Below are 23,594 nucleotides of genomic sequence, written 5' to 3' on the forward strand. Positions count from 1 at the left end.
TCTTCAGTTACAGTTTTGTAATGACTGACAAAAATCGACGAATTCATGTCAGTAGCTGGCACAAAAGTTCCAACTATGGAAATATGATATAGTTATTGCCAGCAAACTGCAATATAACGACGCTCGATCAGTAAACATTATAACTACGCATATTTTAACTATGCCTAGAAAGGAACGGATTATGGTTACATACGGATGCCTCGCCATATTGTTTCTTTTTGTCATTATAAAGGTGATTGCTTTCCTGCTTCATCGGCGCAAACCCGTTTCCCGGGAAGATGCCGATCGAACCCTCTACACTATTCTGAATGGCGAGCGTGATTGAGCATGAGCAATAAACAAGTTGTATCCATCAAACCTTTTATAAGAACAACGCATGCATTTCAAAAGTTGCGTGTCTGCAAGCGGTGTGGCCAGTATACCTGCCTGTGGGAAGATCACTGTACTGCCTGTGGACGCGGCACCCCTGCCACAGTGGAAGAACGCTCCTCTTCCCGCGTCAAACGTCGGATTGCACGCGACTTGTTCATTACGGTAATCCTTGGTGCAGCGGCCACTTATTTTGGTGAAACCATAGACCAAACGATGGCGGCGGCCAGTGTCTCCCTGCTGCTTCTGGCTGGATTGATCTTCATGCAAAAGCGATCCTTCCAAGTGGAACAGCAGCGTGAACTTAAACGCATGCTGCGTCAGGATGAAGAAGCGATTCGCCAAGGCATTAACCGGAATTGGGCTCTTGTCGCAGAAGCACGCAAGCAGGATGAAGCGCTAGCCTATGAAATGCTCAGGGAGATCGGTTCACTCGTCTATAACGACCGGATTCGTCTGCAGCAGGTTGCGCTGCTGCAATCCTTCGTGCTGCGCAGTGATATGGACCTGCAGCTCAAACCGCTGCTGCTGCACAGCTTCGAGCGGCTGCTTGCTGAATATATCGGTGAAATCGCACGGCTGAAGCCCGAATTGGTCCGTGAAGATGCGATCCGGTATATCGCCACGTACGAAGTGAATATTTTGCAGCTGCACAACGGGATTCAGATTCTGACGGCTGTAGCCGCCGCTGCTGTACGCAAGAGTAAATATATTGAGTTGTTCCCAAGTCTTATTACCCGCTACGCGCGCTTTATGCCCAAAGATCGGTTTATGAGACTCTATCGAACTCTGGAGCTCTATCCTGGTAAGGCACGCGGTGGTCTGGCGGAGTCGGTTGGTCGGGTGTATAACGAGAAATATCGGGATTCGTACGCAGATGTTCATGTGTAGAGTTGATGTATATGGACTCGAAATGTAAATTAGTGCAAACTCAATCCCTGTATATAGACGAACCAAAATTCGTTTACCCCTGCATGCATACTGGATTCACACGTGACATTGTATAGTTTTTATCATATAAGCTTCGACGAAAAAACACCCCATCCTTAGGTCTAGGATGAGGTGTTTTGATATTTGGAAAATGTATGGCGTTCTTCCAGACTACTTGCCATAGGTTTTATCGTTATTACCGCCCGCGACGAGAATCGCGGCGGTCGCTCTTGGCTGGCCCACGTCCTGCGGAGTCCGGTCGGCGTGAACCTTCACTGCTGCGCCCGGAGCTGCGCTTGTCGGCGCTACGGCCGCCCCAGCCGCTGCTGCGCTCATCGCCGCTGCGACCTGCAGCACGCCCGCCTTGACCCGCTGCACCGCGACTGCTGTCGCTGCTGCTGCGCGCGGAACCACGGCCTGCGCTGCGCTCGTCGCCACTGCGGCCGCCACTACGACCACCGCTGCGTCCACCTTCGCCGCCACGGGAACCACCACGACCACCACGTCCGCCTTCGCTGCGGCCGGTACGACCTGCGCCGCGACGGGCACTGCCTGTCCCAGCGGAGCGTCCGCCAGAACGTTCTTCATCACCCTGACTGTTGATAGAACGTCTATTGGCTCCAGTTGATGCTACCGGACCTTCACTTGTCCACTGGATACGGGACAGCTTCTGATTGGTGCCTTCCTCAATACGAGCAAGCTCCGGTCTGTCGTGCTGTGTTGCAAATGTCACGGCAAGGCCCGTGCCGCCAGCACGACCCGTACGGCCGATCCGGTGGATATAGCTTTCCGCATCATGCGGCATATCGTAGTTGAATACATGCGTTACGCCTTCAACATCCAGTCCGCGTGCCGCAACATCCGTAGCAACGAGAATTTGCAATTTCGCGTCGCGGAATGCTTTCATTACGTTCTCACGCTTGGATTGAGACAAATCACCATGAAGTTCATCGCTCGCATAACCTGCTTCACGCAGATCTTCATTCAGCTTGGATGCACGGCGCTTGGTCCGGCAGAAAACAATTGCCAGGTACGGGCGATACGTATCAATCATGCCGCGAAGTGCCTCAAGTTTGCCACGATCCGTGCACTCCAGCACCTGCTGGCGAATCTGATTGATCGGAATCACGGACTTGGAGGATACCTTCACATCCTCCGGGTCTTTCATGTAGTTCTTCGCCAGGTTGCGAATGCCTTTCGGCATCGTTGCCGAGAACAGCATTGTCTGACGTTTGTGTGGCAGTTCACTAAGGATGGTCTCAACATCATCCAGGAAGCCCATGTGCAGCATTTGGTCGGCTTCATCCAGCACAAGTTTCTTAACATTATCCAGCTTCAACGTGCCACGACGCAGATGGTCCAGGAGACGTCCCGGCGTACCAATCACGATCTGTGTGCCGTTTTGCAGCTTGCGCAGCTGTTTGTCCACATCTTGTCCGCCGTATACCGCGAGAACATGCAGCTTATCGTCGTTTGCAGTCAGCTTCTTCGCTTCTTCCGTAATTTGCAGCGCCAGCTCCCGCGTAGGGGCAATAATCAGTGCTTGCGGCGAGCGGTCGGATACATTAATTTTCTGAATAATCGGCAGCAAAAAAGCCAGTGTTTTCCCTGTACCCGTCTGTGCCTCAGCAATAATATCACGCCCACCCAGCAATACCGGAATCGAACGCTCCTGTACCGGAGTCGGCACGGCGATGCCCTGATGTTTCAGGATCTCGCACCATTCCGGGCGAATGCCCAGTTGTTCAAAGTTTGCCAATCGTTACACCTCTGTATATTCATTTAGATAAGTCCATTTCATAATTGCTTTCACTTGGCTTCAATCAAGACTAGTTTTCCGTATATCAATCATGATTATGAAATGAATTTTTTAAAAAGCAATCGGTCCGTTGCTCTTCTTCTCCATACCCTGTAGTTTACACGTTAGTCAAGCAAAACAAAAGGGGATCAGGCGTTACTTTCCTGCATTTGTCCACAAATGTCCCGGATCGTTGTGTTTAAAGCCTTAACGAATCATACAGACCTTATACCGCAGTCATGGAAACCTGTGAAATTGTGACGAACTTCAGCCACGCTATAGACCTCAACTAACTAAGCATTTTGCTGACATAAACAAAAAAGGGCCGTCCCTGTCATGATCCATCATGACTTGCAGGACAGCACCTATCATCTATCAATGATACTCATTTGGATTCAACTATAGCACTGTGCCCTTGCACCGTAGCAAATCCGCTCTTCTCAAGCAAACGAGAGCTTTCCTCGTTCAGTCCGCACAGATGCACCGTTTTGCCCAGCTTCGCATATTTGAACTTCACTTTACCAATGGCAACAACCGCCGTATTATCCCAAATATGTGAGCCACCAAAATCAATCGTGATTTCCTGCGGATCAGCCTCAGCATTGAACTCATCGACGAAATGGGAAGATGAACCGAAGAAGAACGGTCCGTGGACCCGATAGACCTTCTTCCCTTGCTCCTCAAATGCCTGCACACGAATCTTGGTCTGTTTCCAACCAAAATGAAGCACACTAAGCACAACGCCGACCATCACACCGATAGACAGATCGTGGGTATACACCACAATGGCAACTGTGACTACCATAACGAAGGCTTCCGCACGTGGCACACGCGCAATGTTCTTGATGGAGCTCCAGTCAAACGTACCGATGCACACCATAAACATCACACCTACGAGTGCACCCATCGGCACCTCTTTCACCACACCACTAAGCAATAACAACAATATGGCCAGAAAAGCGCCAGCCGTAAATGTCGATAATCGACCTCGACCACCAGACTTCACATTAATAACCGACTGTCCAATCATCGCGCAACCACCCATGCCACCGAAAAGGCCATTAACAAAGTTGGCAATCCCCTGACCACGTACTTCACGGTTTTTGCTGCTCTTGGTCTCGGTCATTTCATCCACAATCGTTGCAGTCAGCAAAGATTCCAGCAAACCTACCAGAGCCATCGTGAACGAATACGGCAGCAGAATCATTAGCGTATTGAGGGACCAGTCGATATTCGGCAGATGGAACATAGGCAGGGTACTCGTAAGATTCCCCATATCACCTACGGTTTTGACGTCCAGATGTAATAGCGCCGTAATGATCGTCATGATTACAATAGCAATCAGTGGAGCCGGAACACTTTTGAAAAACCGTGGCAAAATATAAATGATTGCCAGCGTACCCGCTACCATTGCATACATGATCCAGTTTGCGCCCGTGAAATGGGTCAGCTGAGCCATAAAGATCAGAATGGCTAGTGCGTTCACAAACCCGGTCAGTACCGAATGAGGCACAAATGTAATAAACCGACCAACCTTGAAAATCCCCAAAATAAACTGGATTATACCTGTCAGAATTGTAGCGGCGAACAGATATTCCACGCCATAATCCTTGACGAGTCCCACCATCAGTACCGCCATAGCACCCGTTGCGGCCGAGATCATGCCCGGTCTTCCGCCCGCAATCGAGATCACGATGGCAATCGTAATTGAAGCATACAATCCCACCATCGGATCGACACCCGCAATGATCGAGAAAGCAATGGCTTCCGGAATAAGCGCCAGCGCTACCGTAATACCTGCCAGCACGTCCCCGCGAATGTTACCAAACCATTGTTGTTTTAAAGTATTCATATCGTCCTTTGCCGGTCCTCCTACGTATTTAAACTCAAATTTGACTTATCTCCTGAACGGCAATGGAATGGTTCGTCACTGAGCAACTACAACAAACAACACAAAACAGCGGAATACCCTCCCGCAAAAATGTGTCTATATAAGTTGAAAACATGTTGGATTGACCATGATCCGAATAAGTTATCCGATATCATGTCTGAACATGTCTCATCCGTTCCAGTGTGCACCTCTTATTTCCACTACAACATTCAGGTGTCTTGCTTTCGAGACATCGTGAGCCAATCACAAGTTCTCTAGGTTTTCCCCTCTCAGAAAAACCGGGTCCGTTAATGTACTGACCTATTATTATAGTCCTAGAGTCTCTTCTACACGAACAGAGTATGTATCCGTAATTGGTATATTATCTTTTATTATCTCTTATTTATGTAAAATATCTCAGTTATACTCTGTTTATCTTGTTTAAATATTCCCGTCGATGCCCAAACAAAAAAAAGCCGCTAATGCTCCCCTGACAGGAAACTTAACGACTCTCTTGATTACGTCTATACTTAAAATCTCCCCGATTTAAATATCGAATAGAGCAGGAAGGCCACCATCAGAATGGCTACCAGAAAACCGATCTCAATGACCGGAATATCCCACAGCATGGTTGACTGGTGACTGATCGAAGAACCGATGATCAATCCAACCATAATGATACAAAATGCGAGCAGTACAATACTAAAAGACAGCCGATTACTGATCTGGTCCATTCTGCGCATGAGCGCATCCAGTTCGGGGACACTGATCTCCAACCTTAGCTTACCTTTGCTAATAATGGAAGACAATTGCCTTAACTGCCCTGGCAGACCCATGACACTTTCGGCCATATCCGCAGCACTGCGGAACAGACGGTTCTTGATCCTCCCAGGATTGAAGCGTTCCTTGATCAGCTTTCGACCAAATGGTTCTGCCATATCTACGATACTCAAGGAAGGATCGAGATGTTCGATGACACCTTCCATCGTGAGTAGCGATTTCCCTAGCAGCAGAATGTCGGCAGGCATCACAACCCGATGTCGCTGCGCCACGCCGAACAGATCATTCAATGCCTGACCCACGCTGATTTTGGAGAAGGGAATATCGTAGTATTTGCTGCGCAGCTTGTCCAGATCGTTATGAAGCCCTCGTAGATCCATATCATCCGGCATCATGCCCAGCTTCTCAATCGCCCGAATCATGCTGTCCGTATCTTTACGCATCAATCCGATAATGAGCGAAGCCAGGTGCTGCTTCATCTCATCGCTCAGACTTCCTACCATGCCGAAGTCAATAAAGGCAAGCCTACCATCCTTCAGAACCATCAGATTGCCCGGATGTGGATCGGCATGAAAGAATCCATGAATGAAAATCTGATTCAACAACGAATCCACCAGCCGCTGCGCAATGTTATTCAGATCATGCCCACGTTTAATCAACTCGTCACGGTCATTGAGCTTGATGCCTTCGATGTACTCCATGGTGAGCACACGAGAAGAAGTTTGATCCCAATAGATCAGTGGTATTTTCACTTTGCTATCCTGCTGATATTGCTGTGCAATCTTTTCCGTATTACGTCCCTCGACGGTATAATCCAGCTCGGCCATCAATGCCTGAGCGTACTCTTCTACCATTTGCGGGATCTGATATTGCTTCACCCAATCCCAGCGTTTCTCCGCCATCGCTGTCAATTCTCGTAAAATATCTAGATCGCGCTGAACGATACGCGATATGCCGGGCCGCTGAATCTTAATAGCTACGGCCTCACCGCTTCGGAGTTTACCCAGATGCACCTGTCCAATACTAGCCGCAGCCACAGGGGTATCCTCGAACCGGGAAAAGATCTCCTCCAGCGGTGTATCCAATTCCTGTTCCAAAATACCCCGTGCCGTCTCCGAGGAAAACGGTGGGACCTGATCCTGCAGCTTCACCAATTCCCGGATCACAGACTCGGGCAACAAGTCTGCCCTTGTGCTTGCCAGTTGCCCCAGCTTAACGAAAGCCGGCCCCAGCTCCTGCAGCACGAGTCGTATGCGTTCACTCAGCGTCTTGGTGGTGTGGGCTTCACGCGACATCCACCGCCGGGGTATGGCCAGCAGCTGGAACAAACCCAGCTCCTCGACCATATAACCGAAGCCATGACGCACCAGCGCCATGGCAATTTCCCGGTATCTGCCGACATGTTTGATTCGCACAGCCATCTACTCGATCTCGTTTCCTTTGAGAGGAGGAACTTCAAGTGGAGCTGGGGATACATCAGGTTGAAGCTGTGGTGTGTGACCCAGTTCCGCAAGCTTTTTCTCAAGGACGGCAACACGCTGTTCCAAACTGGTTACATCACTCTCGGATGGAACGCCCACTTCCTGAAGGACGCGCTTGACCTGTTCGTGAATCATTCTTTTGAACTGGCCCTGCTCTTCATCGCCCCGTTCCATCAGGCGTTCAACCAACGCTTTGGATTCACCAGGCGCCAGTTCCCCGCGCTTAACCAAATCATCCACCGTTTTCTCAATTTTCTCCTTACTTACAACAGTAAGACCGAGCCCTAACGAGATTGCCTTTTTGAACAAATCGCTCATTCTTGTCATCCTCCTCTTCGTTGATCTCTATAGTATACCCCTAATCAGCTGCTCACAAAAGAAACGGTACGGCTACACGTAGCGCGCAGCCCATTTTCCTGCCTGCAGAATTAACTGACGATAGGTATCATGGGCAAAAGATGGTACATGATGTCCTGGCATCAAGTAAACAATGCGTCCAAGACCATATCTATGCGCCCAAGCTGCGGGCTTCGGCCCTTCTTCGGATTGATACTCCAGCAGAATTTTCGTTTCGGCAAATGAACCGAACTCGAACTGATAAGGCTCTTCCTCCATCGTAAATCCGGAAATGCCTTCCGTCACTGGATGGCTCTCTGCCGTTACTGTGAACTCTAGTGGGGCATAAGGTGGATGATGCAGGAATTTGGCACCGATCATCTGCTTCAGCTCATAACGATTTTGGAGCGAAATTCCGTTATGTATAATGACCAGTCCACCTCCATTACTAACATAGGACAATAAGCCTGCCGTCTGCTGTGGAGAGACTTTCCCCTTCCAATCATCCATGTAACAGATACACACATCAAATCCGGTTATATTTTCTTGCAGCAGCATGTTGCGATTCTCACTGCACTGCACAGTCATAGTATCGTGAAAAATCCGACTAATTTCCGCATCCACCCCTTGCAGCGGATGCCAGTCCGGATGAGTATAATCACCAAGTAATAACGCTTTTTTACGATGATCCATCAATAAAAACTCCTTTCAAATTACCTCTAACAGAATTACCAAGGAAGGGTATCGCCCTTGTAATCTACATACGCGGGCTGATCGCCCATGAACTCCTTATGGCGATCGATGAGTGCTGTGATATGCTGAGCCGATTGATCTGGCGTAAGGTCTGCATCGGTATTCAATTCCCCGCTCATATAACTCTGTACCCAGCCGGGATGTATCAGCATCACTTGCCCACCCTCATTCTTCAGACCATTATGCACAAGGCGGGCCTGCATGTTTAACGCAGATTTGGACATACAATAGGCAAACCATCCATCCCGGCTGCACTGCTCAATACTGCCTGCCTCCGAAGATATATCGACGATCAGCTTGTTTGTCCCTTGAAGAAGGAGGGGCAACAGGGCATGAGTCACACGCAATGTCCCCAAGGTATTTACGTTGAATACTTCTGCCATCTCCGCCATATTTAACGGTCCGCGGATATGATCCGTAATACTTCCTAGTATAGCCGCATTATTGATAAGCATATCCAAATGCTCTGTATCCAGCTTAAGTGTCTCCGTGAACAAAGCTACGGACAGATCATCCGCAATGTCCAGTTCGATGGCGCGTAAATGTTTTGGAAAGGCATCCGTCAGAAGACGAATTCCTTCTGACTCTTCCATGTCCAACCCTGCTGCATAAACGATATAACCTCTCTTCAGCATTTGTGCCGTCAGAGCTAACCCCAGTCCCCGGGCCGCCCCGGTTACACATACGGTTTTCATCATGCTGTCCCTCCCTCACAAGCTTAATCTGTCTTTAATTCATTCCACATTATTATCCAAAAACCTTTAATTATGAATGGGTACAACTAACTTCATGACCAAAGTCTCAGGTGAATTCCCTTGAATCAGATTCATTCAGCTTATAGGGAATGAACCGATCACAGAGACAAGCAACAAAAAAAAGTTCTGATCCATATATCGGATCAGAACCGGGAACAACTTGGCATCTTAAATGCGTTTCATTCAACGCTTAATATGACTCCAGGCGGGATCACATATTATTGCAGCAGTTGAGCCTTGTCCGCAGATCGGGCAGCGTAATAACGCCCCAGTTCAACGATTAGTGCCCCCATCTTCTCATCCTCTGGGACTACGAGCGCCTCAATACCTTCTTCACGCATTGCGTTTGCCGTAACCCTACCCACCGAAGCAGGCACTACGCCTTGCCGGAAGGCTTCCTGCATGGATTCGAGCTTGCCCTTTGACGCCGCGTATTCAACCAAAAACCGCACTTGCGGCCCACTAGTAAACGCGACAGCATGCACCTCATGCAGCAAAATTTCATTCAACAACTGTTCCAGTTCGCCCTCTTCGGGCGGGACGTGACGATAAGGAAGCACCTGACGTACTTGCGCCCCTTGTTCCTCCAGCCAACCGACCAACTTGGGCGCGGTTTCCCCATGCAGTTGCAACATGACCTTCTGTCCCTTAAGTTCATGAGGCGCAAATTCACGAATCAGCCCGTCTGTGCTGCCATCATCATCCCGTACCAGCGGGGTCAGTTTACGTTTCCGGAGTGCATTGACTGTTTTGTACCCTCTTGCAGCAATCAAGGATTCCGATAATACGTCCAGCAATTGATCAGCAATCTCCATATCCTCAGCCATATCAAAAATAGCGTCCAATCCCATACCCGTGGTTAATACCGTCCAGTCTGGCGGGTCGGATATCCAGGATACCAGACCATCTCGAATATTACGATCGTCCAGAAAAACAGTTCCCTGTGCAGGTCGGACTAGTGGAATCCCGCCCATTTTCTCAACCAGCAAAGACATCTCTTTGGATTTTCGTGGTCCGGTCAATGCTACGCGTATACCTGCCAAATGTTGAGCCATCCATGTTCCCCCCGTTAATTCAGCCGAAAGTCATCAGTCTGACTACAGTATACAGGGTACTTCTATGGAGGGAAACCGAGTTTCCCCTCTTTTCGGCGGTTCATCTATAACGATTTTTGATGGGATATATCAGGAAGGCTGTAGTTCTCCACCCTGATGTCCATCACGTTTACTTTTGTCAGGCTCATCTCGTTCCTGTGATGCTTTCCCTTGTTTATCCTCTTTTGGTTGCTGCTTTTGCTTCTGGTCATCCGTTGCTCGGCGATTTTTCGCATCTTTTTTGCGAGGACGAAGGAACACAAAGAGTATGATGGGAAATAGTATCTCGAACACAATCCCAATCCATGTCCATTCTCGTGTAAAGCGAAAGAGCTGAACCGCGTTTTTGAAAAACCAGAAACTACACACGTAACCAACCAAAGCCACGGGTCCTGTCATCACTTTACCTGAAACTTTTGGAATCATTCGTTTCATTCCCCAACAGACAAAGTACAGGTCAAATGCAATTTTGGTAATCATTGTAGGTAGAGTTGCCGCTGCTAGTGCAAGATCAAACCGATCAAGGAAATCACTGATTTGCAGCTGTCTTGCAAGCTCATAGGAGGGATATACCAACCTGGATGCGATGGGTACCCCCACTGCCAGGATAGTTTCGACGATAATCAGAATCATTAACAGGGCTGCGATCGTAATCCCCCACATGACCGACTTGAATCGGAAATCACTGCCCTTAATTACAAAGGGAATTGCAATCATCTCTCCAAAAAAGGAAAATATGTACCAGCTTCCTTTGCCAACACCCGCAACATCAATGTCAAAATACGGCATGAGATTATCCATGTTTATTTGCTGAATGAGCATAAACGGCAAAATTAACGAATTCAGCATAAACAAAGTAACATACAGCTCTGACATCCCAATTAAGGACCCTAGCCCTCCCCTCACGATAAAAACAGCCATGACCAACAGGGTCAATAAAATTATGGAAATCGGGGTCGTCTCCAGCAAGGTAATGCTTACATAGTCACCGATTAGGCGGATATCACGGGCAAATATAAAGAGAAAAAACAGGATATACAACAGTCCTGTCACACGTCCCAAAAAGGGGAAACGCTCCACCAGAGATTCAAACAGATCCTGATCGGGGAACCGTCGCTGAACACGGCTTAACATCCATAGGGATGCCACCATGACAAGAAACACGGGGATATAGGATAAGTAGGCGTGCTGTTCAGCATAAAAGATGGCTTGTGCATGGGGCTGAATCAACGTACCTGTAATACTGAGCAGCATGATGAGCAGCACCAACTGACGACTGGTCACTTTTTGATTCATGGAATACCTCCTTTCTGTCTTATCTTTCATGCTTATTCGTTGAAAAAGCCTTATGGTAACGGTAGCCACCGCTGAATGAATTGGGTAAGCCATGTCGTGACGAAGACTGTTTTGCTCAAATTCGTTACATAGAACCAAATCCCGGCGCTGATGGCGATCAGTCCGTAGGATAACCAGCGATTAATAGCCGCTGCCTGCTTCAAATGTTTGAAGTCCATGATGATTACGGCAACGACTATACCCAAATAAGTGAACAGCAGCGGCTTAATCATGGACAATATCCTCCTCAGGTAATCCAAACGGTTTGTTGATAACTCCTACATTTTCAATAACGATATGTGGTTCAACCACAACTTTTACACTTGGATAAATATCATCCCAACGATCCTTAACCTTGTCCCATTCTTTGGGCAGATGTTGGTGAATCGAGCGACCCAAACCCAAAATATCGGCAGGATATTCTTTCTGAATCAGCCTTATCCCTTCCTTGATGTCATCCTGGATTTTCTGATGAAGTGCTTGATTCAGGTTCTTAATCTCTTGCTCTCTCAGGTCACCGTAGTTCGACTCGTTGTCCACCAAGACTCCCTTGGCATAAAGTTCAATCGTCACCGATATTTTTCCATTTTCAATATGAGGATGTAATGTAGAGTTGTTTTCGTTCAGCTTGATGAAAATATCACCTTTCCCACGAGGAGCCTTAACCATAATTTCTGGCTCGTTGGCTTCACCCATAGCCAGTATAAGTGCACCAGCAGGCGCTTTTTCAATCATGCCTATCAGTTTGTCCTTCTTAAAGATGGCGAGTCCATCCAACTTGATGTTCGTCTTGACGTCCTTCCAGTTGCTCGGCACATTGTCAACGGTCGAGGCGACAGGCAGGAATGGATCTACCCCCTCGGAAAGAATCGCATCCGTGAATGTCTTGAGAGAACGTGGTCTGCGCATATTCAGAAAGCACAGTTCACGTACCATTTCCGAAGGAAATTTTTCAATCGGCGCATCGGTATTCAGCACCTTGTAAGCAGAACCTTTGGTAACAATCGGTAGAGCAGAGAGTCGGTTAAGCGGGTAACGCGTAAGTAGGTCCAGCATGGGAGCAACGCCTTCACGTGCAAGCTCCTCTCCGATCAGCATGGTACGCCGATGTGCATAATAAAGCTCACGGGAAAGTGCCTTTTGGCCTTCAATAGATGTTCCGCGCAACGTTTTGGCTGTATTGGATAACATGAACCACGATTTATCGCCACTTGTGCCCCCACCACCACCCTCACTTCCAGTGGAACCGGATTGGCCGGGAAGGGCAATTTGCAGACTGGTTCTGTAATTATCCTCTTCCTTGTCGATGGCGAGACCAATCACAAAAGCGATATCATTAATTTCCTTCCGATCCCAGCACCCTGATATGAAAATGGTACATAGGAGCATGATGGCGACAACATGCCGTTTATGGACAAAAAACATGTGCTTACCACCCCTCCTCAGCTTCAGGTGAACCGTTGATTTTCTCATTCATCCGCTGCTGGTCACGATGAACCGTTGAAGGACGATTGATCATTTTCCACCATGGTGCACGAATAACAATATCCTTGGTATCCTTTTTGCTGTAGGGACTGAGGCCCGACAAATACGGTACACCGAAAGAAGTCATTTGCGTCAGATGAACCGAGATCAGCACCAGTCCGAACACAATGCCGTATAAACCAAGCGCTCCGGCAAGCAGCATAATGGGAAAACGCAGTAAACGAACCGTAATGGCAAAGTTAAAACGAGGGATCGTGAACGACGCAATCCCTGTCATGGATACGATAATAACCATAGGTGCAGAGACGATACCCGCTTGAACCGCTGCCTGTCCAATCACGAGTGCCCCCAGAATGCTGACGGCCTGACCTACCGTTTTGGGTAACCTGACCCCCGCTTCTCGCAAAGCCTCGAATGATAGCTCCATAATGAGGGCTTCAACCAGTGCAGGGAACGGAATGGCCTCCCTTGCCCCGGCAATACTCAGAATCAACGTGGTCGGCAGCATATCCTGATGGAAGGTTGTAATGGCGATATAGAGTGCAGGCAGAAATAGCGCGATAGCTACAAACAAAAACCGAATCCACCGCACCAGATTGCTGATAAAGAACCGTTCGTAATAATCCTCACTCGCCTGAAGCATCTGCCACATGGTTACTGGGGCTATAAGGACAAACGGGCTACCATCCACAAAGATGGCAAATCGCCCTTCCAGCAAGTTACCTGCAACTGTATCTGGACGTTCGGTATAATGCATCTGCGGAAAAGGGGAATACGGATGATCCTCTATCAATTCCTCAATATACCCGGACTCAAGAATCCCATCGATCTTAATCTTGTTGAGGCGTTTTTTGACATCCTTAATCAGCTTGGGATCGGCAATATCATCGATGTAGGACAGGACTATATTGGTTTTGGTCTCGGTTCCAATCGTCATGCTTAACATCTTAAGCCCAGGTGTTTTCAGCTTGAAACGAAGCAGAGCTGTGTTCACGCGCAATGTTTCGGTGAAGCCTTCGCGTGGCCCGCGGATAACCGACTCGGTCTGGGGTTCCTCGACACCGCGCCGCATGCCGCCCTTGACGTTGAATAGCCAAGCCTCCTTGCTTCCGTTGATCAACAGAAGTGCAGAGGATTCAAGCACACCATCCGCTGCGTCTGCCCAGGTATCCACTTTCTTCACCTGCGTCAGGGCGATACGTGTATCATCCAGAGGAGCTGCAGGTTCATCGGTTCGTTGTTCGATCAGACCACGAATCAGAGGCCGAAGCATATGATCCTGAATATCCGTCGAATTCACGATGCCTTCGATGTACACCAGTAGTCCTTCCACTTCAGGTGAAATCTTGACATTGCGGAAGATCACATCCGAGCAATCCGAGAAAATGTCTTCCAGTGCCAACATATGGCTTTCATGTGAAAGGCCTATCGGTTGCTTCAGAATAGGGGGAGACGGCAGCCCTAAGGGGATGTGTTTCTTCTTTTCTGAATCCTTGGAACCATCTTTCCCTGATGTTTTGTCCGCCATATGCCGCCCCTCCGTTCCTGTTTTTTTATACAAGGTAGCTTGTGCCAGAGCGCGCAGAATTATGTGGTCTTTTTATAAAATTTCCAATGGCTTCTTCATTTCAGACAACAAAAAAGGCCTCTGTATGAATTACAGAGACCTTTGGGGCTTCATCAAAAGTTTGCATCAAATCTTCATTCACTTAATTGATACTCTTGTCCACTTCTTTAATCATTTCCTGAATGGATTCCAAACCACCGCCGGACAAGTACCAGTAATCTGGGTCAAGATAAACAATGTGTCCGTCTTTATAAGCATTCGTATTTTTGACCAAATCATTCTCGACCACCTGTTTGGCAGGCGTTGCCTCACCACTGCCTGCAACCACTGCACTCCGATCTACCACGAACAGATAATCCGGATTTTTCTCCATAACATATTCGAATGAAACGCTTTGTCCATGGGTCGACACTTCAATATTTGCATCAGCCGGAGTAAAACCGAACACATCATGAATGATACCAAATCGGGAACCGGCACCATAAGCGCTCAATTTGCCTTCGTTCGTCAGAACAACCAGTGCATTCTTTCCAGCAGCCGTTACTTTATCTTTTAAAGCTTTAACGGAGCTATCAATGGATGCGAGTGCCTCTTCTGCTTCTTTTTCTTTCCCAAAGATCTCTCCAAGCGTCTTCACATTCGAAGTCAGGGAGTTCATATAATCTTCTGTATCTACGGCCATATAAATGGTCGGTGCAATCTTGCTAAGCTCTTCATAGGAGTCTTGCAGTCGTCCTGAGATGATAATCAGGTCAGGCTTCAAAGCATTTACTTTCTCAAAATCAGCCTCTTTCAAACCGCCAACATTGGCGTACTTTGCATCGTTATACTTTTCCAGATAAGAGGGAACTCCCTCCTGAGGTACACCGGCAACCTCTACCCCAAGCTGATCCAATGTATCCAGCACACCATAGTCGAATACAACCACTTTCTCCGGATTCTTCTTCACTGTTGTTTCGCCAAGTTTATGTTTAATGACGATTTCATCATTGGACTGATCTGCTGCTGCATTCGCTTCTGATCCTGTGCCACTGCTGGCACCTGTATTTTCTGCTGTTTTACTTCCACCGCAAGCTGCCAGAACAACCGACAACACCACAAGCAACGTAAACAACCAACCCTTTTTCATAAATAGACACCTCTCGCTCTCTCTATATTGGTTTAACTTTTTCAAGCAAAATACACACAAATCTTACGCCCATCAATCCATTGCACAGGGATGTGCATGTCATAGACTTTCTGCAATACATCTGTATTAATGATGTCTTCCGTCTTACCTTCCTGCACGACACGCCCATCTTTGAGTGCAACGATATAGTCTGAATAACAGGAGGCAAAATTGATGTCATGAATGACAATAACAATCGTCTTGCCCAATTCATCCACCATTTTGCGAAGCACCTTCATAATCTGCACCGAATGTTTCATGTCCAAATTATTCAAGGGTTCATCAAGGAGAATATACTCGGTATTCTGCGCGATAACCATGGCAATGTAAGCCCGCTGTCGCTGTCCACCACTTAGCTCATCCAAATACTTTTTGCGGAATGGAGCCAGCTCCATATAATCGATGGCTTCCTGAATCCACTGCCGATCCTCTGCTGTAAGTCTTCCTTGTGAATAAGGAAAACGGCCAAAAGCAACCAAATCCTCCACAGTCAACCTGATATTTATGTGATTGGATTGTTTGAGAACTGATATTTTTTTGGACAGATCCTTGTTCTTCCAGCCTTCAATCTCTTGCCCTTCGATCAGGACTTGTCCTGTATCCTTGCTGATTAGCCTGGTGATCATGGATAACAGTGTGCTTTTGCCTGCACCATTGGGACCAATGAATGAAGTGATTTTCCCTTTGGCAATATTCAGTGATACGTCATCCACTACCCGGACGCCGCCGTATTGTTTGGTTACATTTCTGACTTCTACCACGACTTATTCTCCTTTAGCAGTAAATAGATGAAGTACACACCGCCTACAAAATTGATAATGACACTTACTGTAGTAGCAAAAGTAAATACTCGCTCTACAATGAGCTGTCCACCGACCAATGAAACCACGGCTATAATGACTGAACCCCAGATCAGCACTTTATGACGATGTGATCGGAATATCTGATGCGCCAGATTCACGACCAGCAGTCCCAGGAACATGATTGGGCCGACCAGCGCTGTGGAGATCGACACCAGAACCATCACAACCAGCAGCAACCTTTTCACGATGTATTGATAGTCCACGCCAAGATTAACCGCGTGATCTTTGCCGAGGGATAGTACGTCGAGATATTTGGTAAACCTCTGTGCATACAGCAGGATCAAAATAATGGCCACCATTGAGATGATCAGCAAATCCGTATTCACATTGTTAAAACTCGCAAACATCTTGCCCTGTAGCACAAGGAACTCATTGGGATCAATCAGCACCTCCATGAAGGAGGACATGCTCTGAAACAGCGTACCCAGAATAAGGCCAACGAGCAGCAGCAAATAGATATTGCGCCCCCGTTCTCTACGGAACATGAACTGATGCAGGAGTAGAGCAAACAGACTCATTAACAGAACAGATACCGCAAAGTTAAGATTTTTGTTCACAAAGCTGATATGCGTGCTCCCAAACACAAATACGGCAAAGGTCTGAAACAACATATACAGGGAGTCGAGCCCCATAATGCCAGGTGTAAGAATTCGGTTGTTGGTTATCGTTTGGAAAATGGCAGTGGAATACGCGATGCAGGCACCTGTGAGCACAATGGCAAGAATCTTTTTCCCTCTGCGAGGCAGAATATAATCCCAGTTGCCCCCGGATTGAATGACCAGAAATACACCAATTAACAACACTGCCGCTGCAATCAAAATGCCAAACTTCCAGGTATTCGCCGTATACTTCATTCTCATGATTCATAAGCCTTTCTTCGAAGCAATAAATACAGAAACAGCACGCTACCTACAACTCCCACAGTCAAACTGATGGAGAGCTGATAAGGATAAATAATCAATTGACCCAAAATATCGCAGACCAGAACAAAAATCGCACCGAGCACTGCCGTATGAGGCAATGTATCCCGCAAGTTGTCCCCCTTATACAACGTCACAATATTTGGTACTACAAGACCCAGAAACGGGATTGTACCTACGGTAATAATGACGACCGCTGAAACCATGGCAACCAGAATCAGTCCGAGATTAACCACTTTACGATAAGCCAGTCCAAGGTTGGTTGAGAAATCTTCACCCATGCCCGCAAGTGTAAAGCGATTAGCGAACAGATATACGATAATGAGCAGCGGAATACTGATATAGATCAGTTCATAACGTCCCTTCATAATCGTGGAGAAGTCACCTTGCAGCCAGGACGACATGTTCTGGATCAAATCGTTTTTGTAAGCAAAAAAGGTCGTGACTGAACTTACAATATTGCCAAACATCAAACCAAGGAGAGCAATGTATATCGTATCTTTGAATTTGACTTTCTCCAGTATCCGCATAAAAATTAGCGTTCCAGCCAGTGCGAAGGCAAAAGCGACCAACATTTTTTGCAGTGGAGAAGCACCGGGAAACCACATCAAAGTAACAAGGATACCTAACCGGGCTGAGTCCATTGTTCCGGCCGTTGTCGGAGAAACAAATCGGTTGCGTGTCAGCTGCTGCATGATTAGTCCAATGACACTCATACTGATACCTGCGACAAGGATGCTGACTAGACGGGGAAAACGACTGACTTGTAACACCTGAAGCTGGACTGGGGTCAAATGAAATATATCCATGGGCGAAATTGCTGAATTGCCAATAAACAGGTATACGATAGACAAAAAAGCCAGCACGATCAACATATAGCCTAACTTCATCTCTCTACTAATCCCCTCACCAATAGCCGTAAAACACTTGTAGCTGCTCTACTTAGTTAGATTTGATATTGATACTCATTATCAATTAGAGTAATTATATCGATATTAATTTCGTCATGTCAACCTTCCTCTACTTCTCTTTTTCTAAATTTCATGAAACAACCTGAAACACATATAATTCAAATTTAATTGTATATAAGGAAAAAGACCTTCCAATTGGAAGGCCTTTTTAATGATTCAGTTAGTCGGCAAAATAATCTTCAGGAACATAGCGGATCTCAGATTCCGCATATATCGTCAATGTATGGCTTTCTCCATCATACTGCACCCGGTCTCCCTGAACGTAATACCAGTGCTTCACCAAGGGCTGATCTTTACGCTGTACAAATCGAAACACATTGAGCTCCTGTCTAAGCTCCATAATGCTATCTACAACCTGTTGTTCCAGACCCGTAACGGTAAAAACAAACCCAGTGCCTTCTCTTTGATAGCGATAGGACATCGAATCTGTTTTGCTGTTCACTAACCCTCGCCCTGTCACTGCATGCTTAACCATGAACCATTCCTGCTGCGTCATAAACGTAATTCCTCCTTTGATCTTGGAGTTTCAATCCATTTCGGTAATCTAGGGCAGATCGATCAACATATAGAAAGCGTCCTCGCTTGCATCCAGGTTCATGGATGTCGTCTGTTCCACACGAGCCGTATCCCCTTCATTTAGCTGATACTCTCCGTTCAAGCAAAGCTTTCCTTCAATGGCAAAAATGTACATGCGGCGATCTGCAGCCTGTTCATATGTTAAAGTCTGACCTGCAGCCAATCGGCCAAGATAGATGGTCATATCCTGTTGAATGGATGCGATACGCGCCCCACCTTCAGGGGATACCACGGGTACGAGTGCTCCCGCAAGTGCGTCTGGATCAAAAGAAGTTGTCTCATAAGACGGCTCAAGCCCTTTCGTATGTGGCATGAACCAAAGCTGTAATATACGCACTTCTTCAGAATCGGAGGCATTGTGTTCGGTATGGATCATGCCACTGCCTGCTGACATGCGCTGAATTCCACCAAATGATGTAACAGCCACATTGCCCAGGTTATCTTCATGACGCAACTTCCCGTTCAGCACGATGGACACAATCTCCATATCACTATGCGGGTGTGCCCCGAAACCACGACCAGGGGCAATTACATCATCGTTAGCTACCCGCATGGGTCCAAACGCAGTATTCTCCGGGTCCTGGTATTCACCAAAGGAAAAGCTGTGATTGCCGCGCAGCCAGCCCCGGTCGAAGCTGGAACGGGAATCGGATGGAATGACGTTAATCATAAAGACATCCTCCTATATGTTCTCTTATTTTTTCTTAGTAGCATACTTATTCTCATTGTACCAAATCGATGGGCTTTTCGTCCAAAACAAAAAGCCTTCTCCCGGTTCGAATGGTTCACACGTATAATTACGCGTATCCGAACTAGCGAGAAAAGGCTTCTATACAGGATATACCTGCTTGAATGAAATTGTTAGTCCATCCCTACTCGATGGTGATATACCCGTTATGCACTCACATTCTGTCGAGCGTTCCCTTGTCTAGAGAAGAAATGATCCACCGCCAGGAAACGGCTGCCTGTGAAGAGTAGTGTCAATGAACCCGCCAGCAGCAGGTAATCAAGCTCGGTACCACTCATGAACGGCTGCCCTACTTTGGCAGTAAGCAGAACCCCACCCATAACTACGATGAACAATGCAGCAAATACACGTGTTCCTAACCCCAGAATCATGGCTGCACCACCCACCAATTCAATGATCGCCACAACCGATGCCAGAAAACCAGGAATGCCGATACTTTCAAAGAAACCGACTGTACCGCTAATTCCACCTTCGAATTTGCTCCAACCATGTAATACAAAGATGAGACCAATCATGATCCTTGAGAAAAATAACCCAATCTCCATACTTCTATTCATAATCATCTTCCTCCTTGGAGTTTAAGTTCAACGTTAAATTTCAACCAATTGACCAAACAAACAAGACAGACAGCAGCAGGATCACTGTGGCAGAAATGAATACCGCATAGCGGGGAAGCGTCAGCGTAACATCCTGTTCCGGGTCTAATAGACGGGAAATACGTACATTCACCGAAGTATCGGCAAAAGACGATTGAATAGCTGTCTCTCTAATCCTCCAAGGTTCAGGGCAAGCCCGGATCAGTTTGAGCAATGCACTGCCAATGCCCGCGGCGTTCCCCGTACGTTCAATCGCTTCATTGTCAGCCAGAATTTCTCGAATGATATTGTAATGTTTTGAAGTATGCTTCAACACCGGAATATAAGGCATCATGACGGCAAATACCGAAAGCAATGTCGTCTTGAGTGGATCACGATGCCACAGATGATGCACCTCATGGTACACAACTGCTCTTTCTTCTTCAGCATCCAGCATCGTGAGCAGCCCTGTGGAAAGCACAATACAGGGTTTCCACAGACCAATCGTAAATGCAACCGGTGACGGCTTGTCCACCACAATGAATCGAGGTTGTTTCAGTTGACGGTACCGCGCCTCAAGTTTACGAGACATGGCCCCGTCTTCCAACGACCGAAGCTTCCGTACCGCTGCACTTGTCTTGATCATGCGATCGAACAGCAGCCAGCCTGTACCGGCAAACGTCAGGAGCACCAGTGCCATAAGAACATGCCCCATGGATAACCAACCCAGCCTGCTCATCCAGTGATTACATAGCCAGAGCAGATTAAACGGAATGTCCCAACCAAATATTTTGTACATCGCGTACATGAACATCTGCATGAACACGAATAACGGAATGCCAAACCCGACGGTAAACAACAGCTTCGAGCGGGCCTTCCACATGTCAATCGCTATCCTTTTTCCATTGCTTAATCTTCTGTTCCAGCCGCTCAATCAACCCTGCATCTGCTTCATCCAGCGCATCCAGCATGTGATTCACAGCAAGTGCCCCGAATTCATCCACCAACTCATGTGACAATTCCTTGGATTGGTCGTTCATAAACTCCTCCCTGCTCTGTACCGGGTGGTACAGTGACGTTCGGCCCTTCTGCGACTTGTGGAGCAGCTCCTTGTCCACGAGGCGATTCATCACCGTCATGACTGTATTGAAATTAACGTCTTTATCTTTTTCTAGTGCGGTTTGTACTTCGCGAATGCTGCTGCCTGGACGCGCCCATAAAATGTCCATAATCTTCGCCTCCAGCGGACCGAAAAACCGGTTCAGCCCACGCTCACCCACTTTAAAATTGTGTATTCTCATGTTCAGACACCCCTCACACTACTCATTGTAGTGCCAACAAACGAGAAGTCAACCTCTATGTCAGCTATTTATTGTAAATGATTTGTAAATATGTTTTCCATTTCAGAACATCATTTTGATGCACAAGTTCGGTTTATAGCTGAAAAAAGCCTAAAGACCGGGCAGGTCTGCTATTCTGCAGTCCTGCCCGGTCTAATTCATAAATCGATTATTCATTTCTGAAATAATGATGAAATCAGTGCTTTTATTTAATTGCGATCCTGTGAGGGCATAAATGCGGAGATATCCACACCAAGTCCATGAGCCAAACGACCACCGAGCTGTCCATCTGCCTGGAAGAAATGGCATAAAGCACGAAGCTGGGTCTGTTCCGGTACTGCCTTCAGGTCATTGATCAGGTTATCGAGCAAATGTTGCTGCTCCACCGCCGTGAATGAACGGAACAACTCCCCTGACTGCGTATAGTTATCGGTCTTCTCAATTTTCTCGCGCGTAACATGACCCTCTAACGGAACCTGGCTGTCACGGTATTCCGGTGCTTCTTCCGGGCTGTTGCCCGAGCTGTTCGGTTCATAATTTACCGGGGACGGGTCCTGACTCACATTCATCAATCCATCACGCTGATGATTGCGAACCGGAGCATAAGGGCAGTTCACCGGAATCTGCAAATAGTTCGGTCCGAGCCGGTGGCGCTGTGTATCCGGATAAGAGAACAGACGACCTTGCAGCAATTTATCTTCGGAAGGCTCAATTCCAGGCACCAAAGCGCTTGGTGAAAAGGCTGCTTGCTCCACTTCTGCGAAGAAGTTTTGTGGATTACGGTTCAATGTCATGGTTCCGATCGTCTGGAACGGTAGTACATCTTCCGGCCAAGTCTTGGTTGGGTCGAGCGGATCGAAGGCGAAATCATCCATCTGCTCCGGCTTCAGCAACTGTACCTGCAGCTTCCACTGCGGGTATTGACCGTTTTTGATATGATCGTGTAAATCTCGGGTGGCATGGTTGAAATCCTGTCCTTGTACCTCAGCTGCCTCTTGACGTGAGAAGCCTCGCACGCCTTGAGCCGATTCCCACTTGTATTTCACATAATAGACTTGCCCTTGAGCATTAATCCATTTGAAGGCGTGTACGCCGAATCCATCCATTTCACGGTAACTTGCTGGCGTACCCAGATCGGAGAACAACCAAGTCATCATATGAGTCGACTCCGGTGACAGTGTCATGAAGTCCCAGTAGCGTGCAGGGTCCTGGATATTCGTATCTGGCGCAGGCTTCAGGGAATGAACCATATCCGGGAACTTCATGGCATCACGGATGAAAAAGACAGGCAAATGGTTACCCACAATATCATAGTTCCCTTCACGCGTGTAGAACTTCACGGCAAAACCACGTGGATCACGCGCTGTCTCCGGTGAACCCGTACCGTGAATTACCGTGGAGAACCGCACCAGTACATCCGTCTCTGTGCCCGGGTCTTGTAAGAAATCGGCTGTCGTATAAGCCTTCATGCTCTTCTCCAGCGTAAACACGCCATGTGCACCCGCACCTCTTGCATGAACGACCCGTTCCGGAATACGTTCACGGTCAAAATGTGCGATCTTCTCAAGCAGATGATAATCCTCAAGTAATGTGGGGCCTCTTCTTCCTGCGGTACGGGAGTTTTGGTTGTCACCTACGGGTGCGCCCTGATTGGTTGTCATGCGTTCTGTCATATCGTTATCCTCCTCATGTTGGTCTCATGCCTGCTGTATATACTCTATTAAAATCATATTCGCCATTGCTTTAAATATACATTTAGACTTGATCTAACTGTTAAATTGATTCTAACATGTCCCACTCGCCCCTTGCATGAGGTTCGTATGAGATTAAGATGAGTTTCTTGTTCGTTTCATGAATGAAATATGAACATCAACTTGGAG

Annotated in this window: 23 protein-coding genes; 2 read left to right on the top strand and 21 right to left on the bottom strand. The window is 47.4% G+C overall.

The features are described from left to right. Positions 1-181 precede the first annotated feature (181 nt). The gene (locus BLS14_RS32555) at positions 182-325 is read left to right on the top strand and encodes a hypothetical protein (protein WP_167434777.1); all 144 of its coding nucleotides are present in this window, start codon (positions 182-184) and stop codon (positions 323-325) included. A gap of 2 nt (positions 326-327) precedes the next feature. Continuing rightward, entirely contained in the window at positions 328-1,260 is a 933-nt protein-coding gene (locus BLS14_RS12865) for a hypothetical protein (RefSeq protein ID WP_090952051.1), read from the top strand. 235 nt (positions 1,261-1,495) lie between these two features. Here BLS14_RS12865 and BLS14_RS12870 read toward each other — a convergent pair whose 3' ends face one another. The 21 genes from BLS14_RS12870 to BLS14_RS12970 form a co-directional block, all read right to left on the bottom strand. After that, positions 1,496-3,058 (bottom strand): DEAD/DEAH box helicase, encoded by a 1,563-nt coding sequence (locus BLS14_RS12870; protein WP_090952054.1) that lies wholly within the window; start codon positions 3,056-3,058, stop codon positions 1,496-1,498. Positions 3,059-3,482: 424 nt separating this feature from the next. Further along, positions 3,483-4,949, bottom strand: coding sequence for a SulP family inorganic anion transporter (locus BLS14_RS12875; protein ID WP_090952057.1), 1,467 nt, complete (start codon positions 4,947-4,949; stop codon positions 3,483-3,485). 548 nt (positions 4,950-5,497) lie between these two features. After that, positions 5,498-7,168, bottom strand: a complete 1,671-nt coding sequence (locus BLS14_RS12880; RefSeq protein WP_063567238.1) for an ABC1 kinase family protein — start codon at positions 7,166-7,168, stop codon at positions 5,498-5,500. Then, the gene (locus tag BLS14_RS12885) at positions 7,169-7,546 is read right to left on the bottom strand and encodes a phasin family protein (RefSeq protein ID WP_053782782.1); all 378 of its coding nucleotides are present in this window, start codon (positions 7,544-7,546) and stop codon (positions 7,169-7,171) included. Positions 7,547-7,618: 72 nt separating this feature from the next. Further along, the gene (locus BLS14_RS12890) at positions 7,619-8,257 is read right to left on the bottom strand and encodes a ThuA domain-containing protein (RefSeq protein ID WP_079695560.1); all 639 of its coding nucleotides are present in this window, start codon (positions 8,255-8,257) and stop codon (positions 7,619-7,621) included. 35 nt (positions 8,258-8,292) lie between these two features. Then, entirely contained in the window at positions 8,293-9,015 is a 723-nt protein-coding gene (locus BLS14_RS12895) for an SDR family oxidoreductase (protein ID WP_240321537.1), read from the bottom strand. A gap of 275 nt (positions 9,016-9,290) precedes the next feature. Next, positions 9,291-10,127: a uroporphyrinogen-III synthase gene (locus BLS14_RS12900; protein WP_063567236.1), complete on the bottom strand. Its 837-nt coding sequence runs from the start codon at positions 10,125-10,127 to the stop codon at positions 9,291-9,293. Positions 10,128-10,256: 129 nt separating this feature from the next. After that, entirely contained in the window at positions 10,257-11,462 is a 1,206-nt protein-coding gene (locus tag BLS14_RS12905) for a GerAB/ArcD/ProY family transporter (protein ID WP_176854488.1), read from the bottom strand. Between the two features lie 50 nt (positions 11,463-11,512). After that, positions 11,513-11,734 (bottom strand): hypothetical protein, encoded by a 222-nt coding sequence (locus tag BLS14_RS12910; RefSeq protein WP_063567234.1) that lies wholly within the window; start codon positions 11,732-11,734, stop codon positions 11,513-11,515. Next, positions 11,727-12,926, bottom strand: a complete 1,200-nt coding sequence (locus BLS14_RS12915) for a Ger(x)C family spore germination protein (RefSeq protein ID WP_176854491.1) — start codon at positions 12,924-12,926, stop codon at positions 11,727-11,729. The genes BLS14_RS12910 and BLS14_RS12915 overlap by 8 nt, the downstream gene beginning before the upstream one ends. A 4-nt stretch (positions 12,927-12,930) precedes the next feature. Continuing rightward, a complete protein-coding gene (locus BLS14_RS12920) occupies positions 12,931-14,391 on the bottom strand; it encodes a spore germination protein (protein ID WP_240321539.1) in 1,461 nt (486 codons plus the stop codon). A gap of 304 nt (positions 14,392-14,695) precedes the next feature. After that, positions 14,696-15,682, bottom strand: a complete 987-nt coding sequence (locus BLS14_RS12925) for a siderophore ABC transporter substrate-binding protein (RefSeq protein ID WP_090952062.1) — start codon at positions 15,680-15,682, stop codon at positions 14,696-14,698. Positions 15,683-15,723: 41 nt separating this feature from the next. Beyond that, the gene (locus tag BLS14_RS12930; RefSeq protein ID WP_063567230.1) at positions 15,724-16,482 is read right to left on the bottom strand and encodes an iron ABC transporter ATP-binding protein; all 759 of its coding nucleotides are present in this window, start codon (positions 16,480-16,482) and stop codon (positions 15,724-15,726) included. After that, the gene (locus BLS14_RS12935; RefSeq protein WP_269453530.1) at positions 16,476-17,444 is read right to left on the bottom strand and encodes an iron chelate uptake ABC transporter family permease subunit; all 969 of its coding nucleotides are present in this window, start codon (positions 17,442-17,444) and stop codon (positions 16,476-16,478) included. The genes BLS14_RS12930 and BLS14_RS12935 overlap by 7 nt, the downstream gene beginning before the upstream one ends. Beyond that, positions 17,441-18,394, bottom strand: a complete 954-nt coding sequence (locus tag BLS14_RS12940; RefSeq protein WP_063567229.1) for an ABC transporter permease — start codon at positions 18,392-18,394, stop codon at positions 17,441-17,443. The genes BLS14_RS12935 and BLS14_RS12940 overlap by 4 nt, the downstream gene beginning before the upstream one ends. Positions 18,395-18,635: 241 nt before the next feature. After that, on the bottom strand, positions 18,636-18,971 hold the full coding sequence (locus BLS14_RS12945) for a hypothetical protein (RefSeq protein WP_063567228.1): 336 nt from the start codon (positions 18,969-18,971) through the stop codon (positions 18,636-18,638). A gap of 48 nt (positions 18,972-19,019) precedes the next feature. Beyond that, positions 19,020-19,721, bottom strand: coding sequence for a pirin family protein (locus BLS14_RS12950; RefSeq protein ID WP_090952065.1), 702 nt, complete (start codon positions 19,719-19,721; stop codon positions 19,020-19,022). Between the two features lie 224 nt (positions 19,722-19,945). Beyond that, entirely contained in the window at positions 19,946-20,356 is a 411-nt protein-coding gene (locus BLS14_RS12955) for a DoxX family protein (protein ID WP_176854493.1), read from the bottom strand. A 40-nt stretch (positions 20,357-20,396) separates the two neighbouring features. Continuing rightward, on the bottom strand, positions 20,397-21,257 hold the full coding sequence (locus BLS14_RS12960; protein WP_063567225.1) for a M56 family metallopeptidase: 861 nt from the start codon (positions 21,255-21,257) through the stop codon (positions 20,397-20,399). A 1-nt stretch (position 21,258) separates the two neighbouring features. Continuing rightward, the gene (locus BLS14_RS12965) at positions 21,259-21,675 is read right to left on the bottom strand and encodes a BlaI/MecI/CopY family transcriptional regulator (RefSeq protein ID WP_063567224.1); all 417 of its coding nucleotides are present in this window, start codon (positions 21,673-21,675) and stop codon (positions 21,259-21,261) included. 248 nt (positions 21,676-21,923) lie between these two features. After that, positions 21,924-23,387, bottom strand: coding sequence for a catalase (locus BLS14_RS12970; RefSeq protein WP_090952068.1), 1,464 nt, complete (start codon positions 23,385-23,387; stop codon positions 21,924-21,926). Positions 23,388-23,594 lie beyond the last annotated feature (207 nt).

This window comes from Paenibacillus sp. OK060, assembly GCF_900101205.1.
GTDB classification, from domain to species: domain Bacteria; phylum Bacillota; class Bacilli; order Paenibacillales; family Paenibacillaceae; genus Paenibacillus; species Paenibacillus marchantiae.

Coding starts and splice junctions, on each gene's coding strand:
- BLS14_RS12880 (WP_063567238.1), bottom strand. CDS start 7,168: ATGGCTGTGCGAATCAAACATGTCGGCAGATACCGGGAAATTGCCATG.
- BLS14_RS12945 (WP_063567228.1), bottom strand. CDS start 18,971: ATGACGCAGCAGGAATGGTTCATGGTTAAGCATGCAGTGACAGGGCGA.
- BLS14_RS12890 (WP_079695560.1), bottom strand. CDS start 8,257: ATGGATCATCGTAAAAAAGCGTTATTACTTGGTGATTATACTCATCCG.
- BLS14_RS12935 (WP_269453530.1), bottom strand. CDS start 17,444: ATGAGAATGAAGTATACGGCGAATACCTGGAAGTTTGGCATTTTGATT.
- BLS14_RS12910 (WP_063567234.1), bottom strand. CDS start 11,734: ATGATTAAGCCGCTGCTGTTCACTTATTTGGGTATAGTCGTTGCCGTA.
- BLS14_RS12905 (WP_176854488.1), bottom strand. CDS start 11,462: ATGAATCAAAAAGTGACCAGTCGTCAGTTGGTGCTGCTCATCATGCTG.
- BLS14_RS12925 (WP_090952062.1), bottom strand. CDS start 15,682: ATGAAAAAGGGTTGGTTGTTTACGTTGCTTGTGGTGTTGTCGGTTGTT.
- BLS14_RS12915 (WP_176854491.1), bottom strand. CDS start 12,926: ATGTTTTTTGTCCATAAACGGCATGTTGTCGCCATCATGCTCCTATGT.
- BLS14_RS12865 (WP_090952051.1), top strand. CDS start 328: ATGAGCAATAAACAAGTTGTATCCATCAAACCTTTTATAAGAACAACG.
- BLS14_RS12885 (WP_053782782.1), bottom strand. CDS start 7,546: ATGAGCGATTTGTTCAAAAAGGCAATCTCGTTAGGGCTCGGTCTTACT.
- BLS14_RS32555 (WP_167434777.1), top strand. CDS start 182: ATGGTTACATACGGATGCCTCGCCATATTGTTTCTTTTTGTCATTATA.
- BLS14_RS12920 (WP_240321539.1), bottom strand. CDS start 14,391: ATGTTGGCACTGGAAGACATTTTCTCGGATTGCTCGGATGTGATCTTC.
- BLS14_RS12875 (WP_090952057.1), bottom strand. CDS start 4,949: ATGAATACTTTAAAACAACAATGGTTTGGTAACATTCGCGGGGACGTG.
- BLS14_RS12950 (WP_090952065.1), bottom strand. CDS start 19,721: ATGATTAACGTCATTCCATCCGATTCCCGTTCCAGCTTCGACCGGGGC.
- BLS14_RS12895 (WP_240321537.1), bottom strand. CDS start 9,015: ATGATGAAAACCGTATGTGTAACCGGGGCGGCCCGGGGACTGGGGTTA.
- BLS14_RS12965 (WP_063567224.1), bottom strand. CDS start 21,675: ATGAGAATACACAATTTTAAAGTGGGTGAGCGTGGGCTGAACCGGTTT.
- BLS14_RS12960 (WP_063567225.1), bottom strand. CDS start 21,257: ATGTGGAAGGCCCGCTCGAAGCTGTTGTTTACCGTCGGGTTTGGCATT.
- BLS14_RS12955 (WP_176854493.1), bottom strand. CDS start 20,356: ATGAATAGAAGTATGGAGATTGGGTTATTTTTCTCAAGGATCATGATT.
- BLS14_RS12900 (WP_063567236.1), bottom strand. CDS start 10,127: ATGGCTCAACATTTGGCAGGTATACGCGTAGCATTGACCGGACCACGA.
- BLS14_RS12970 (WP_090952068.1), bottom strand. CDS start 23,387: ATGACAGAACGCATGACAACCAATCAGGGCGCACCCGTAGGTGACAAC.
- BLS14_RS12940 (WP_063567229.1), bottom strand. CDS start 18,394: ATGAAGTTAGGCTATATGTTGATCGTGCTGGCTTTTTTGTCTATCGTA.